Source organism: Psychrobacter immobilis, from assembly GCF_904846285.1.
GTDB classification, from domain to species: Bacteria; Pseudomonadota; Gammaproteobacteria; order Pseudomonadales; family Moraxellaceae; genus Psychrobacter; species Psychrobacter immobilis_D.
The window spans coordinates 96,426-111,850 of sequence record NZ_CAJHAD010000003.1 but is presented as its reverse complement, the minus strand read 5'-3'; the positions used below and the strand labels follow the sequence as shown (position 1 = coordinate 111,850).

Below are 15,425 nucleotides of genomic sequence, written 5' to 3'. Positions count from 1 at the left end.
AGATGATACAAAGGCCCTTATTATGAGTCAGATCCATCCAACAGCACTCATCTCACCGTCTGCTAAGATTGATAAAACTGCAATTATCGGCCCTTATTGTATTGTCGGTGACGAAGTTTCCATTGGCGCCCATACGGTTTTACATCGGCATGTGGTGGTGGCAAGACTGACGCGTATCGGTGCGTACAATCGGTTTTATCAGTTTGCTAGCATCGGTGAAGACCCGCAAGATTTAAAGTACGCTGGTGAGCGCACTTGGCTTGAGATTGGTGACCATAACACCATTCGTGAAGCATGTAGCTTGCACCGTGGTACTGAACAAGACGGCGGTTTGACTAAAATTGGCAGTCACAACCTTTTGATGGTCAATACCCATATTGCTCATGATTGCTTAATTGGAGACCATAATGTGTTGGCCAATAATGTCGGTATTGCGGGCCATGTGACTATCGGTAATCATACAATTATCGGCGGTAACTCCGGTATCCACCAGTTTTGTACCGTTGATGATTACAGTTTGGTAGGGGGCGCCAGTCTTATTCTAAAGGATGTGGCTGCTTTCACCATGGTATCTGGTAATCCTGCAAAAGCGCATGGTTTAAACGTCGAAGGTATGCGCCGTAAAGACTGGTCTAAAGAAACTATTGATGTCCTTCGTCAAGCGTATCGTATTATCTATCGGTCAGGTCTGACGACGGCTCAAGCGCTTGAGACTTTAAAAGCAGATCTGCTACCAATAGAGCCAAAAATCGCCCTGCTGATAGATTCGCTCCAAAAAAGTCGCCGAGGCGTGGTAAGGTAAACATAGTTTTAGTAATTGCTAAATAGCATAATAGCAAGATTTTGAAGTTAGCATACATTGACAAATTATCTCTAAAAATATAAAAAGCCATAACTAATAGTTATGGCTTTTTATATTTATCGCTACTTGACTTTTTTGGTCGCTTAGCAGAAACTGAGCGTTTACGATATTGTAAACAATTCTTTCATAATGTTGCTAAGCGCGTCACATTGACAAGCTGGTTAAATGAGTCTCTATCATCAAGAGCCATTTATGATAATCAAGGAAGATTATAAGCAACAGTAATTGAAGCACGAGGAAGGCAAAATGGCTATTAATAAACAAGAACATGCTCAGTGGAGCTCAAGTTTTGGCTTCGTACTAGCAGCAGTAGGATCGGCAGTTGGTTTAGGGAATATTTGGAAGTTCCCTTATATGGTTGGGGAGAGTGGTGGTTCCGCTTTTGTTATCGCTTATTTATTTTGTCTTGCTCTGATTGGTTTTCCAATTTTGGTTGCAGAATGGTTGATTGGTCGCCGTGGGCAAAAAAACCCTATTAATACTTTTTCTGATGTTGCGGCAAGCGAAGGCAAATCTCGCAGCTGGAGTATTGTTGGCGCGACTGGTATCTTAGGTGGCTTTTTAATCTTATCGTTTTATAGTGTCATCGGTGGCTGGGCGCTTAACTACATCACCAAAGTTGGCTCAGGCAGCTTTGCGGGTCAAAACAGCGACTCTGTGGCGGCGACCTTTGATGCCATGTTAGCGTCAGCGGGTACCTTGACAATCTGGCATACAGTGTTCATGGCAATCACCGCTTTAATCGTGGGTGTTGGTGTGACTAAAGGTATTGAGACCACTGCTAAAGTGCTTATGCCTTTACTGGGTGTGATTTTATTCGTGATTGTTGGTTATAACGTCATGAACGGTGGTTTTGGCGAAGCGGTCAATTATCTATTTGCGCCAGACCTTAGTAAGTTAAATGGTGACGTGATGCTAGCAGCGCTTGGTCATGCTTTCTTTACCTTATCTATTGGTATGGGCATCATGGTTGCTTATGGCTCTTATTTGGGTCAAGACGTCAATCTATTAAGCACCGCGCGTACCGTTGTTATTTTAGACACTGTCATTGCTTTAGCGGCTGGTTTGGCTATTTTCCCAATTATCTTTAATAATGGTCTTGATCCTGCTTCAGGTCCTGGTCTGATCTTTGTCAGTTTGCCAATTGCTTTTGGTAGTATGGGCGCCGGTGCCATTATTGGTACTTTATTCTTCTTATTGATTACCTTTGCTGCTGTGACTTCTTCAATCTCATTACTTGAGCCAACGGTTGAGCTGTTAGAAGAGCGTACGCCAATGAGCCGTACGGTATCGACCATCGTTGCCAGTATTGCAGTTTGGTTATTAGGTATTGCAGCGTTATTGTCATTTAACCTATGGAGCGACTTTACTATCATGGGTAATGGTATTTTTGATGCCCTAGACAAAGTGACCAGTAAATTCATGTTACCTTTGACCGGTCTTGCCGCGATTATCTTTGTCGGTTGGAAAATGGATCAACGTAGCATTCAGCAAGAGCTTGGATTGTCTAATGGTACGTGGCAGTTATGGCAAATCATTGCTAAATTCGTTGCACCGATTGCTGTACTGATTGTTTTTGTGACCACATTAATGGGCTAATAGATTAACTATGATTAATACGAGCTTATATTCTAGGCGGTATTAATAGTTGGCTAATAAAAAGGGCTTAAGATTAATCTTAAGCCCTTTTCTATTTTCATGTATTCAGCTTAAAGCAGCTTACGCAGATAAAATAACTCTAAAAATGGTTAACGTAAATTGAGTTCAGGGACACTCTGTCCGCGTTTGCTATAAAACTCATTCACAAACTCATCAAATTTATCTTGCTCAATGGCGTCTCTGATACCTTGCATCAAACGCTGATAGTAACGCAGATTATGAATCGTCGCTAATTGTGCACCTAGCATCTCTTTGCATTTATTCAAATGTGATAAATAAGCACGGCTAAAGTTCTGACAGGTATAGCAATCACATTCAGGGTCTAGTGGACCTTCATCAGTACGGTACTGGCTGTTGCGTATACGCACCACGCCCGCGTTATCGGCATCGCCTGTGACAAAGTAATGACCGTTACGCGCATTGCGAGTTGGCATGACGCAATCGAACATATCGACACCGCGTCGTACCCCTTCAACGAGGTCTTCAGGCTTACCAACACCCATCAAATAGCGCGGTTTATCGGCTGGCATATCATTGGCGATGTAATCTAGAACCTCTATCATCTCTTCTTTTGGCTCGCCAACAGACAAACCGCCGATAGCATAACCATCAAAGCCAATCTCAAGCAGACCTTCAAGTGATTGCTTACGCAAATCGGCATACATACTGCCTTGGATGATGCCAAATAAGGCATTGGTACTGCCAAGCTTTTTATGCTCATCGACGCAGCGTTGTCCCCAACGTAGCGACAACTCTAATGATTTTTTAGCTTCGTCATAAGTGGCAGGATAGGGTGTACACTCGTCAAACTGCATGACGATGTCTGAATTTAAGCTATATTGAATCTGCATCGATTTTTCTGGTGATAAAAAGACTTTCGCGCCATCGATAGGCGATTTAAAAGTTACGCCTTCTTCGGTAATTTTACGCATCGCACCCAGACTAAATACTTGAAATCCGCCCGAATCAGTCAAGATTGGCTTATCCCAATGCATGAATTTATGCAGACCACCAAATTTATCAATAATATCGGTACCCGGACGTAGCCATAGATGAAAGGTGTTACCAAGGATGATATCTGCACCAATGGCTTCAATATCACGTGGCAGCATACCTTTAACCGTACCGTAAGTACCTACTGGCATAAAGGCGGGCGTTTGTACGTCGCCATGATTGAGATGGACTGTACCACGGCGTGCGCGCGTAATGCCACTGGCCGTTTTATGTAAGACAAATTGCATAAGTTAACCGCTATTTAAGCTAAGAAAATAACGCTAATTATAGCATTATCGGGCGTTTTTGGGGACTACGATATTTATGCGTCAGATAATCTGCATAGATAGTAAAAGCAATTATAAAAATAGCCTCAGCATATAACTATAGGGTTAAAAATTAGTATTTTCTATTAGAGGAATATAACTAAAAGACACAGACAACTTTGCCCAGTAATTGCTACAGTAAACGAATAACTGCCGCAAATTTAAGAGTATTGAAAACTCTTTTTGCACAGCGGAGAGAGAGTATGAGCAAAGCAACATACCTATCATCGAAACATTCGCTTTTAAATGGAACGGTATTGAATAGGATGCTATTAAGTGGCGTATTATTAACCAGTGCGTTATTACTATCAGGAGCAGCTATGGCAACCGAAGAGCCGAAATATACTGTACTAGAACAGACCGAAGACTTTGAGTTGCGTCGTTATGAGAGTCAACTGGTGGCGCAAACTTGGGTGTCTGGTGATCAAGATGCGGCTAGTCGTGCAGGATTTAAGATATTAGCGGATTATATATTCGGTAATAATACTGCGCCGAGTGGCGAGAGTAGCAAGATTAGTATGACTTCGCCTGTAGCCATGAAATTTGAAGCAAAGCAATCTGCAACTAAGAAAAATGGTAGTAATGCATCGCAAAAAATCGCCATGACTGCGCCAGTGTCTATTAAACAAGAGCACCAGCAGCAGACTGATGATAAATGGCGCGTACAATTTACTATGCCAAGCCAATACAGTATGCAAACGTTACCGAAGCCAAATAATCCAGACATCGCAATTATCGAAGTGCCGCCGCAGACTTATGGCGTTATTAAATTCTCAGGGCTAGCTGGTGCTGAAAAGGTAGCTGCAAAAACAGCAGAATTACAGTCTTGGATGCAAATGCAAAAATTAAACATAATAGGCACACCAGAACTGGCACGTTATAATCCCCCTTGGACATTACCTTTTATGCGCCGCAATGAAGTAATGATCGCTTATCAAGCAAAATAACCCATTATTAACGAAAATTTTTCCATAAAAAAAAGACAGCAAGTGCTGTCTTTCTTTAATTTAAGATTAAGCCCATTAATTTAGCAGTTTTGCTCACGGATGATATTGAGCATACGACGTAATGGCTCTGCTGCGCCCCATAACAGCTGGTCGCCGACAGTGAACGCGCCGAGGTATTCAGGTCCCATATTCAGCTTACGCAGGCGTCCTAATGCAACCGTCAAAGTACCAGTCACGGCTACGGGCGTCAAACGGTTCATAGTGGCTTCTTTATCGTCTTCCACCACGTCTAGCCATTCATTACCGCTATTCTTCAATGCCGCTTCAATTTCTTCTAATGGAATGTCTTTTTTAAGCTTAATCGTTAAGCCTTGTGCATGACAACGCATGGCACCAACGCGGACACACATGCCGTCGATAGCAATCTTATCTGCTTCAGAATTGCCAAGGATTTTATTGGTTTCAACGCCACCTTTCCATTCTTCACGAGATTGTTTATTTTCCAATTGCGCGTCGATATAAGGAATTAAACTACCCGCTAATGGGACACCAAAGTATTGTTTAGGGAAACTATCTGAGCGCTGAGTCTGGGCGATTTTTTTATCAATCTCAAGGATGGCGCTGGCAGGATTGGCAAGCTCATCTTTGACGGCATCATGGAGTACGCCCATGCCTTCGATTAACTCGCGCATGTTGTTGGCACCAGAGCCACTTGCTGCTTGATACGTCATGGCGCTGACCCATTCGACCCAGCCTTTATTAAACAGCTCACCGATAGCCATTAGCATCAGTGACACGGTGCAGTTACCGCCGATAAAGTCTTTTTTACCATTTGCAAGCGCACTATCGATGACGCTGCGGTTAACAGGATCAAGAATGATGATGCTGTCGTCTTCCATGCGTAAGGTACTTGCCGCATCAATCCAGTAGCCAGTCCAACCGCTATCACGAAGTGGTTGATGAACCTTTGAGGTGTAATCGCCACCTTGGCAAGTAATAATCACATCACAAGCAGCAAGTGCTTCAATATCATGAGCATCTTTTAGTTGGCTGGTCTTGATACCATCAAAGCTTGGTGCGTCGCCGCCCGCGTTACTGGTTGAAAAAAACACCGGTGTCATAACGTCAAAGTCTTTTTCTTCACGCATACGCTCTATTAATACTGACCCGACCATACCGCGCCAGCCTACCAACCCTACTGTTAAATTACTCATGAAACTTAATCCTTTTTACAATAAATTGTTGCATCGTCAACCGATAACAATGCCGTGAATAGCCCTAAAAAGCAAGGTTTTTTAGAGAACTTTCAGGGTTTTTCATACACTTATCGCTATGTTCATTATAACATTGAGTGATGGATTGGTTAACGATGCCAGTCAGATTTGCTATCCAATCTGCAGCTGACTACTTATGGAAATAGTTACTTAGTAAAAGGGTGATCTATTAATAGGTTCATATTCTAACGAGAGGTTTAGATTGTAACTTTTTATAGTGACTATAACGTAATTTATCTTCAATAGTAGGCGCTGCTGTCATGAAATGCTAAAGTAAGCAGCGGCTATTAACGTTGATATTAAAAGTTTAAATATCGACAATTTGGATAGCAAAGACATTAAATAAATTTAATATCAGTTAGTAAAAACAATTAATCAATACCATCATTGGCTTAGCCATTCATTTAATAAACGGTCGATACATATTATGGATTTCTCCCTATTATATTATGGCGCACAGTGGTTGGCGGGACTAATCGCATTTGTCACCATTTGGGGCTGGTTACCACTTGATCATTGGTGGGTGCGCGGTGTTGAGTTTCCACGTATTCAAATTATGATATTGGGTATCATTGCATGGGTTAGTATGCTGGTATTTGGCACAGAATGGCAACTGGGGCAGTGGCTGCTATTTATCGTTTTGAGCATTACTTTAGCCTTTCAGCTGCGTATGGTATTGCCCTATACCAAACTGTGGAAAAAAGAAGTAAAAAACGCCGTTGATAAGCCGGAAGTTCAGGAGTGTCAGTTAAAAATCATGGTCTCAAATGTATTGACGCCGAATGATGAAACCCAAAAACTGGCTGAGTTGGTCAAAGACAAAAAACCCGATATCTTAATTACTTTAGAGACGGATGAGAAATGGGAAACAGCGCTCAATCAAATTGAAGCGGATTATCCGTATACGGTAAAAGTGCCATTAGACAATCTATACGGGATGCACCTGTATTCCAAGCTTGAGCTGATAAATCCTGAAGTGAAGTATTTGATTATTGATGACATACCTTCTATTCATACACAGATGCGCTTGCAAGGCGGACAAATCATTTGGCTTTACTGCTTACACCCAATGCCACCCAGTCCGACAGAAGCGGATAAATCTACGACCCGTGATGCTGAGCTACTGATGGTTGGAAAACATATTAAAGAGAATAACCAAACCGCTATATTGGCGGGTGATTTAAACGATGTTGCTTGGTCAAAAACCACCCGTCGTTTTCAGCGTATTTCAGGCTTGCTAGACCCACGTATCGGACGGCATTTTATCAATACCTTTCACGTTAAGTACCCATTTTTACGCTGGGCATTAGACCACATTTTCCATAGTGCTTGTTTTACGGTGGTCGATATCAAGCGCATGCCGTCTATTGGCTCTGATCACTTTCCGGTAATGACGACCCTACAATATGAGCCAGAGCAGGCGAGTAAACAAGAAGACAATGCGCCCACCGAAAAAGCAGAGGATGTCAAAGAGGCAAAAAACACCATTGAAGCCGGCAAGAAGGAAGGCTGCAAAGTATCAAAAGAGCACGCAGAAGCAGAATAGAAGAGCGATTGCTAAGAAGGTTGTAGTATCTAGATAAAATGCTGATAAAAAGCACTTGCGACGTAAGCAAATGCTTACGTCAAATAAGGTCTTTAGCCTCTAGTCGTCTCGCATAAATTGGCCTAGAATACAACCATCAACACAAGGATACGCAAGGATGCAGTGTTGAGACAGTAGCCATAAAAGCACAGGTCAGCCCGCTGTCTTATAAGTTACTGTTTATGACTTAGGATGAGTCAACACGGAAGAGACAATAACAACAATATGAAACGCCATAGCCCTGAACCCATCGCCCTAGGTTCGGGGCTTTTCTTTGTTTGTGATTTCTATATATATTTAAAGCTTTTTGCAACTGTTAATAGAGGCGTTAACGGATTAAAACTCCAAGGTAGAACTTATCTCATAAACAATCGTACTTTTAACAAATGATCCAGATTAAAAAAAGGCATATGCATTGGCATATACCCTTCTTTATAAAATACTTTAACTAATATTTGGTTAACTTAATACTAACTAACCAAGTACTTGAATGTAAGCGCCGGCGCGTAGTTCTTGTAGCCAGTCTTCTTTGGCTTGTGGGGCAAGACGCTGATATAGCGCTTGGCGTGCCATATTACGACGGTACTCATCGCTGACATCTTGTTGACGCTTACCTTCAACTTTTAAGATATGCCAACCAAATTGCGTTTTGAATGGTGCAGAATAATCGCCGACCGCGGTATTTTTCATCATCGCTTCAAACGGACCGATCATTTGCTCTTCACCAACCCAATCCAAATCGCCACCGCGTCCTGCTGAGCCGGGATCATCTGAATAAGTCGAGGCTAAACCAGCAAAATCAGCGCCACTACGTAATTGGGCATAGAGGTCATTGATTTTTTGTTCAGCAAGCGCATCTGTTTGCAACTCATCGACTTTGACTAAGATATGACGCGTATGCCACTGCGGTACTAGCATGGTATCACTGGATTTTTTATCAGCTAGTTTAATAATATCAATGCCTTCAGGGGTTATGAGTGGCGCGCTCACTGCGCCGACCTCAAGCTTGGTGATTTCGCTTGCCAGTTCAGTCGGTAAAGCTGCTGCTTTATGGAAACCCATGTCGCCACCTTGCAACTGAATAGGATAGCTGCCTTGACTTGCTGCGATAGCTTCTGTTACATCAACATTTGGTGCTTGTAATCGTGTACGTAGACGTTGGGCGACTTTTAGCGCCTCATTACGCTGAGCTTCTGATAAGCGGCTGTAATCATCCATATAGGGGATACGAACATGGACAGTTTGATATTCGCTTTGACTTAAGCGCTTAGCTTCAGGGGATGCCAAAAAGGCATCGATATCTTGCTCACTAATACGCACGCGGCTAGATATCTGGCGTTGTTGCAAAGCTTGGATAGCCGCATCTTCAATCAATTGAGCACGTAGGGTGGCATAGCTACCTGGTTTTGTAGCGTCCAATCGTTGCTGTAGCTCACCAATGCTATTTAGTCCTTCCGCTTGGGCAATTTGAGCCAAGCGTTGATTGATGGCTGCTTCATCAGGATTTAAGCCAACACGTTTGACCATAGTTAGCTGTAATTCACGCAAGATAAGGGCGTTTAATACTTCAGACTGCAGCTGGGCTGAATTGACAATCGGTTCGCCAGCCGCTTGCGCACGTGCTTGGGTTTGCGCAATAGCAGCGATTAAATCACTTTTTAAGATCGCATTTTCATTGACCAATGCAATGATGCCGTCTGTACTATTGGCAGGCGTCAAACGATTCACGCTATTTTGTCCAGCTGCGACATTCGCTTGAGAGGCTTGCGCTTTTGCAGGCTTAACGGTCGCTGCTTGCACACTAAGGCTTAGGGCAATAGCACCAGTCACACTCATAGCAACTAATACAGCTCGGCTGGTTTGACGTAAAGAAAAAAATCTCATGATGCTCCTCATCAATGTCATTGCATCGGATGGTAATCAGTTAAGCCTATTGACGATACTCTTAATTAAAGTAGCGGCTAAGGTTGTCTATAATAAATAGGGTGCAAACACTGTTATATGCTGTTATAGCACAAATACTACTCTATAAATAACGCCATCAATCATACGTTAATCTAATCGTATAAACGATACTTTATTAATCCTTCCAGGCGCTTTGAACGGGCTCAAATCCTAACACTTTGTCAGAAAGTAAGCGCGTTAAACGACTGCTACCGCTACCAAGACCACTAAGTCTGATTTCAGCCATAATCGCTTGCGTCGGTTTGTCTTTGATATTTAAATCATTATAGTAACGACGACCGTAAACGGCAAAACCAAAACAGCAATTCTCATAATCGACACCAATTAACGAATCGAGCATCTTATCACGATTATAGTCATACTGACCTTGCGCCAAGACGCGCCAGTTATTATTGATAGGAAAAACCGCTGAGGCAGTAAACGCTGACAAAGGTAATTGGTCAGTATTTTCATCACGCATACGCTTCACAAAACCGACGTTAAATAAGCTGTTATCAGATGGCTGATAACGTAGCTCAGTAGTAATGTAGTTTAAATCATAGTTATTAGTAAGCGCACCGCTCATATCGATCCAGACGTTGTTATAAGGCTGAGTACTCGTATCCCATACCATTCCTGAAGACGATGAAGTTAATACAGGTTTTTCGTCATCAAGGGTCACACGCCCATCGTCGATATAAAACTGCTCTGCGATACTACCATCAAAACGTGTCACACCCGTTGCGTCGATGTAACGATAATTAATACCCGGTGTAAAAGCATGCAAATCTTGCAAACGGTCATGTCCTAAAAACCAACTATCAGAAAACAGTTGCTCGTAATTGATAGAGGCAATACGGGTATTAAAGTTAGGAATCTCATTTTGATCTTTATACGGCGAGTAGGTGTATTTTAAGCGCGGACTGAGTAATCGATAACCACCCAAAGTATCATCAAACGCGCCAAAAGGTGAGCCTGCTTGATAAAAGTGTAAGCCGGCGTCAATACTGGCTTGCGGTACAAATACCGATTGGCTACCATCGTCTTTATTAAGATCGTTATCTGCTAAACTGTCTTCATCATAAGAGGTATAAAGATGCTGTAAGCTGAGCTTGGGCTTGATATAACCCCAAGATTTTTCCATAGGGTAAACAGCGCTGAGCTTATTATAAATTCGCGTACCACTTTTTTCATTTTCAGAACCATCATCGATAGACTTTTTAAAATAAGCGGTATCACTTACCCCTGTGATATCAAAGCTTTTTGCCCATGGCAGACGATAGTCCAGTGTGAGCTGCGGCAGACGCGAGTAAGGTTTATCTTTATCCTGTAATGGTTGTCCATTATTGGTAATGGCATCCAGCGTTTGGAAAGTTTCTACCTTTAGCTCACCATTGACATAGTCATTATAATAATTCACCCGTGCACGGCGTGGTAGGTTTAAGGTGTTATCTGATAAACCTAAACTATCAAAGTCGTTGAGATAGTCTGCATCAGATACGTAGCTATATTTTGCATCGCCACTTAAGCGCGGAATGCTCTTAGATGCCCAATAATGATCATAAAATAAGCTGCTGCGATCTTCGCCGTCATACTTTTTATCATTAGCCAGATATGAGCCGTTAAAAATACCTTCGCCATACTCTTCAGTCAAATAGCGAAACTCACCTGAGAGCATGGGGTTACGGTTGGTATATACGTGGGTATTAAGGGTTGCATCATAGTTTGGCGCTAAATTAAAGTAGTAGGGTACGTCAACTTCAAGCCCGCTTTCACTACTGATACTAGCGCTAGGTAATAAAAACCCACTACTGCGCCGATCGTCTATAGGAAAGTTAAAATAGGGTAAATAGAATACCGGCACATCGGCAATACGAAAAGTCGTATTATAAGCTTCACCGCGACCCGTTTCCGTATCTAAGTCGATACTTTTGGCATCAAACTGCCATTTACGATTGGTGGGCGGGCAGGTGCTGAACATGACTTCGTCGAGCTCGTACTGTGTCTCATTAGGTCGATTTAGGCGCTTGGCATAGCCATGTGCTTGTAATTCTACGCTAGCAAAAGCGACATCGCTAGCGGTTGATTGCCCAGTCTCAGTATTATAATTTAAGCTGTCTGCGACACCGATAAGTCCACCTTTTGAGGCTTTATCAGTGAGGCTTGCAGTATTATTTTGAATATTGTTGTTGTGAGGTCTGCTATTTTGAACATTGCCAGCATGGGATTGAATAGAAGATGCATTGCTATTTCCCGTAGCTTGATCAGTAAACATCACTTTACCTTGCGCGGCTGCTACATTGTTATTCAAGTCTATAATAATTTTGTCCGCTTCGATATGCTGGGTACCTTGATCAACAATCACATTACCTGATAGCTCAGCATAATCGACATTATCATAGTAGCCATAGTCAGATTCTGCAAACAGCGGTGCTTGATTGTTGGGAATGCCATTTAGATTGGGTGCTGGCTGACCGTTGCTTGCACCGGTTTCATTGACTGCTCGCTGATAATTGGGATTTTTCTTTGGGTAAACCCATTGACCTTCACAGCGTTGGGCGCTATCGACGCTATTTGGTAGCAGCTTTAAGTCGTTGCCTACCGCCGGAATGGTTCGCGCGGTAAACGTATTTTGAATATCATTTTGGTTGTTATCTGCTACATTAGCATTGCTATTATTATTTAACGTTGCAGGATCAGTTTCAGGCGTTAATTCATAAAATTCTGCCAAGCGTCTGAGAATTTCTTGAATACTTTCATCACTGTCGTTAACCTGGCGGTTATCGGCTTTAGTTTCAGCTGTAGCAGTACTATTTACTGGCGCAGCGGCATTATTTTGATTATTATCAGTTGCATTAATATTGTCATTAATTTCCGTGATATCGATAGTGTTACTATCTAAAGCATTATCAAAGCCAGAATTTTGCTTTTGTACCTTTTGATAACTGATGTCTTGATTGACGCTATTAATGTTGTTATTGAGATCGTTATTGACGTCAGCGGCTACTTTTGGCTCATAGGCGCTAGCACTGTTAACCGCTGACGGCTCAGTGGTCTGCGTATTTATCTGTGCATCATTACTATTAATAGCGGCGCTGACAGTCAAGCTAGATAAGCTTAAGGCGCCAAATAAAATCAAACGGATGCTTTGGTAAAGCGGAGAATATAACAAGGGCACACCTATGTATGATTGTAGAGCCTATTGGATTGCGATCATTAAATCACTTTGGGTATTTTAGCGATATTTAGCGGCTAATAAACCAGTAATTTATATGATAATCTCGAAAATCAGAACGTTTTATATATAATGACGACTAATCATAGTCAAAAAAAACCAAATCAGCTACACTATTTAGCAAAATTTATAATATAGCTCAATAAACTGTGCGAGCTTCGTTAACAGCTAGCCCACATAGTAAGTTATAGCTAGTAGCTTATATATACAGACTGACTCTAAGCGGATTTATAAATATACATTGATTAATTTACTTAGAGCCGAAATTAATTTTCTGAGAGCCGGTTGTTAGGGTAAGCCAAGCGCTTCCTATTTTAACAACTATTTGCCTCACTTATCACTACTTTAGTCGTTTACGACTGATATTTAACCTGCGATGTTTTTTATGACCGATAAAACCATGTTAGAACCTAGCGTACCCGCTACTCGTCAGCAGCAGTTAGAACAATGGCTGCAAGAAGTATTTGCCAATCAACCATTTATTCTTGATAGTTTGCCCGGTGACGCCAGCGCACGCCAATATCATCGTATCCAGCTATTAGATGATGGTGTAGAAAGCGCGCGCTATATTGTCATGGATTCTGCTGATGAACAAGAGGCGTTGCAGCAGTTTATTAATGTGGCAAAGCTGATGTCACCAGCAATCAATGTCCCGACGCTAATTGCCCAAGATATAGCAAAAGGCTTTTTGGTATTACAAGATTTTGGAGCGGTAGAGTTTGCTCATCTGTTGGTAGATGCGCCGCCTATTCAGATTAACGATTATTATCAATTGGCGATGCGTACTTTGGTGGCACTACAAGCGGTACCAGTGGCAACTGCAAAAGCCGACTACCAATTACCAGATTATGACGCGGCATTATTAACCCGTGAGATGGATTTATTTAGCGAATGGTTTATTCCTTATATTGGCGTAGAGCTTGAACAGACGCTATGGGAAAATCTTAAGTCTGCCTTAATAACTGAGATTTTGTCACAGCCGCAGGTCGTTGTGCATCGTGATTATCATAGCCGCAATCTTATGCAAGACCAAGCAGATCATACGCGCTTAGGCGTCATTGATTTTCAAGATGCGGTAGTAGGTTCGTATACATATGATTTGGTATCGTTGGTAAGAGATGCTTATGTAGAATGGCCAGAGAGCCAAGTAACGAGCTGGGTTCAGGATTGTTGGCAATTACAAAAACAGGCAGGGCTTAAAACTGCTGATAATGCGGCCCAGTTTGAAAATGATGTGAATGTCATGGGCGTACAACGGCATCTAAAAGTGCTGGGTATTTTTATCCGCTTATTCGAACGTGATGGAAAAAGTCGCTATTTAGCCGATATTCCAAAAGTCATGCGTGACCTGATTTTTGAGCTAGAATGGCTTGCAGAATACGGCAATCCCGATATGAAGCGGGCAGTCAGCCCTTTTAATGAATGGTTGCGAGAGGTTATCTTGCCTGCTTATCAAAATAAATTTGTGCAACAATACATCTAGATAGCATTAATAAAGTAAAAGCGATTGCAGTACTTATTGCTTTTACTTAGTCTAAAATGGTCAAAAATTAGAAATAGCCAACAACAAGGAGCGCGTATGTCGGTAATAACGCAAGCAATGATTTTGGCTGCTGGCAAGGGTACGCGCCTGCGTCCGCTAACACTTGAGACGCCAAAGCCTTTGGTTGAAGTGGGCGGGCAGCCATTGATTGTTTGGCATATCAAAGCGTTACAAGCTGCTGGTATCAATAACATCACTATCAATGCGTCATGGCTTGCGGACAAGCTGATGCAGACATTGGGCGATGGTGCCCAATATGGGGTCAAGCTGCATTGGTCGGTAGAAGAGGATGAGCCGCTTGAGACGGCAGGTGGGATTTTTCATGCCTTACAAACCGGCAAGTTGCAAGATGCGCCCTTTATCTTAGTCAACTCTGATGTTTGGACGACCTATGATTTTGCTCAGTTGCAGGGCTATACGCTGGGTGCGGACCAACTTGCACACTTATTGTTGATTGATAATCCTGAGCATAATAATGGTGGAGATTTTGCTATCAATAATGGACTGGCAATCGAACAGCCCATTGCTGATGCTGATAAATATACCTTTGCCGGTATCAGTGTCATCTCACCTAAACTGATCGATGGCTTAGTATCAGGGCAGCCAGCGCCACTTGCGCCACTGCTAAAACAGGCAATGCTAAAGTTCCAAATTACCGCTGAAGTGATTAAAGACAATTGGATAGATGTTGGTACACCCGAGCGCCTAACGCAAGTCAATGATTATATAGAAAGTCACGGTGTCGATAACCATCGCGGCGCATAAGCTGTCTTTATCATAGTCACAATCTTTATGATAGTGACAATTAAAACAAATAAAAAAGCAGCGCTGAGTATTAAATATTCAGCGCTGCTTTTTTATGGATATAGAAATGTAGGTAAAAGGATAGGTTTTAAACACCCATTGCCAGCTTAATAAGCTGCGCAATAGTAAAAATAGTCAAAAACCCTGCGAAATATAAACCAATGAACCATGCCCATTGTGATTGTTTTTTAGTAAGATTTTTCATATTGAACTCCTAGTTAGCGTTTAAATCAGCTGGTTAGGCTTAGCTACC

The 15,425-nt window shown here is 42.2% G+C and carries 11 protein-coding genes; 6 read left to right on the top strand and 5 right to left on the bottom strand.

Annotation, left to right across the window (positions count from 1 at the left end):
• Positions 1–22 precede the first annotated feature (22 nt).
• Positions 23–802 carry an acyl-ACP--UDP-N-acetylglucosamine O-acyltransferase gene (gene lpxA / locus JMX13_RS03450; protein ID WP_201609562.1) on the top strand — a complete coding sequence of 260 codons (780 nt, stop codon included), beginning with the start codon at positions 23–25 and terminating at the stop codon, positions 800–802.
• 306 nt (positions 803–1,108) lie between these two features.
• Positions 1,109–2,461: a sodium-dependent transporter gene (locus JMX13_RS03445; RefSeq protein ID WP_201609561.1), complete on the top strand. Its 1,353-nt coding sequence runs from the start codon at positions 1,109–1,111 to the stop codon at positions 2,459–2,461.
• Positions 2,462–2,610: 149 nt separating this feature from the next.
• On the opposite strand, the gene tgt is transcribed toward JMX13_RS03445, so the two are convergent.
• Positions 2,611–3,762: a tRNA guanosine(34) transglycosylase Tgt gene (gene tgt / locus JMX13_RS03440; RefSeq protein WP_201609560.1), complete on the bottom strand. Its 1,152-nt coding sequence runs from the start codon at positions 3,760–3,762 to the stop codon at positions 2,611–2,613.
• 281 nt (positions 3,763–4,043) lie between these two features.
• On the opposite strand from tgt, the gene JMX13_RS03435 reads away from it, so the two are divergent.
• Entirely contained in the window at positions 4,044–4,787 is a 744-nt protein-coding gene (locus tag JMX13_RS03435; protein ID WP_265088387.1) for an SOUL family heme-binding protein, read from the top strand.
• A gap of 80 nt (positions 4,788–4,867) precedes the next feature.
• On the opposite strand, the gene asd is transcribed toward JMX13_RS03435, so the two are convergent.
• Positions 4,868–6,001, bottom strand: coding sequence for an aspartate-semialdehyde dehydrogenase (gene asd, locus JMX13_RS03430; RefSeq protein WP_201609559.1), 1,134 nt, complete (start codon positions 5,999–6,001; stop codon positions 4,868–4,870).
• A 487-nt stretch (positions 6,002–6,488) separates the two neighbouring features.
• Between asd and JMX13_RS03425 the strand changes: the two genes are divergently transcribed.
• The gene (locus JMX13_RS03425) at positions 6,489–7,607 is read left to right on the top strand and encodes an endonuclease/exonuclease/phosphatase family protein (RefSeq protein ID WP_201609558.1); all 1,119 of its coding nucleotides are present in this window, start codon (positions 6,489–6,491) and stop codon (positions 7,605–7,607) included.
• A gap of 513 nt (positions 7,608–8,120) precedes the next feature.
• Here the strand turns inward: JMX13_RS03425 and JMX13_RS03420 are convergent.
• On the bottom strand, positions 8,121–9,530 hold the full coding sequence (locus tag JMX13_RS03420) for a peptidylprolyl isomerase (RefSeq protein WP_201609557.1): 1,410 nt from the start codon (positions 9,528–9,530) through the stop codon (positions 8,121–8,123).
• A gap of 196 nt (positions 9,531–9,726) precedes the next feature.
• Positions 9,727–12,762, bottom strand: coding sequence for an LPS-assembly protein LptD (locus tag JMX13_RS03415; protein ID WP_201609556.1), 3,036 nt, complete (start codon positions 12,760–12,762; stop codon positions 9,727–9,729).
• 439 nt (positions 12,763–13,201) lie between these two features.
• Between JMX13_RS03415 and JMX13_RS03410 the strand changes: the two genes are divergently transcribed.
• Together JMX13_RS03410 and murU are read left to right on the top strand one after the other, a co-directional pair.
• On the top strand, positions 13,202–14,308 hold the full coding sequence (locus tag JMX13_RS03410; protein WP_201609555.1) for an aminoglycoside phosphotransferase family protein: 1,107 nt from the start codon (positions 13,202–13,204) through the stop codon (positions 14,306–14,308).
• 96 nt (positions 14,309–14,404) lie between these two features.
• Positions 14,405–15,133 carry an N-acetylmuramate alpha-1-phosphate uridylyltransferase MurU gene (gene murU, locus JMX13_RS03405; protein WP_201609554.1) on the top strand — a complete coding sequence of 243 codons (729 nt, stop codon included), beginning with the start codon at positions 14,405–14,407 and terminating at the stop codon, positions 15,131–15,133.
• A 127-nt stretch (positions 15,134–15,260) separates the two neighbouring features.
• Here the strand turns inward: murU and JMX13_RS03400 are convergent, their stop codons facing one another.
• Positions 15,261–15,377, bottom strand: a complete 117-nt coding sequence (locus JMX13_RS03400) for a DUF2474 domain-containing protein (protein ID WP_201609553.1) — start codon at positions 15,375–15,377, stop codon at positions 15,261–15,263.
• Positions 15,378–15,425: the final 48 nt, after the last annotated feature.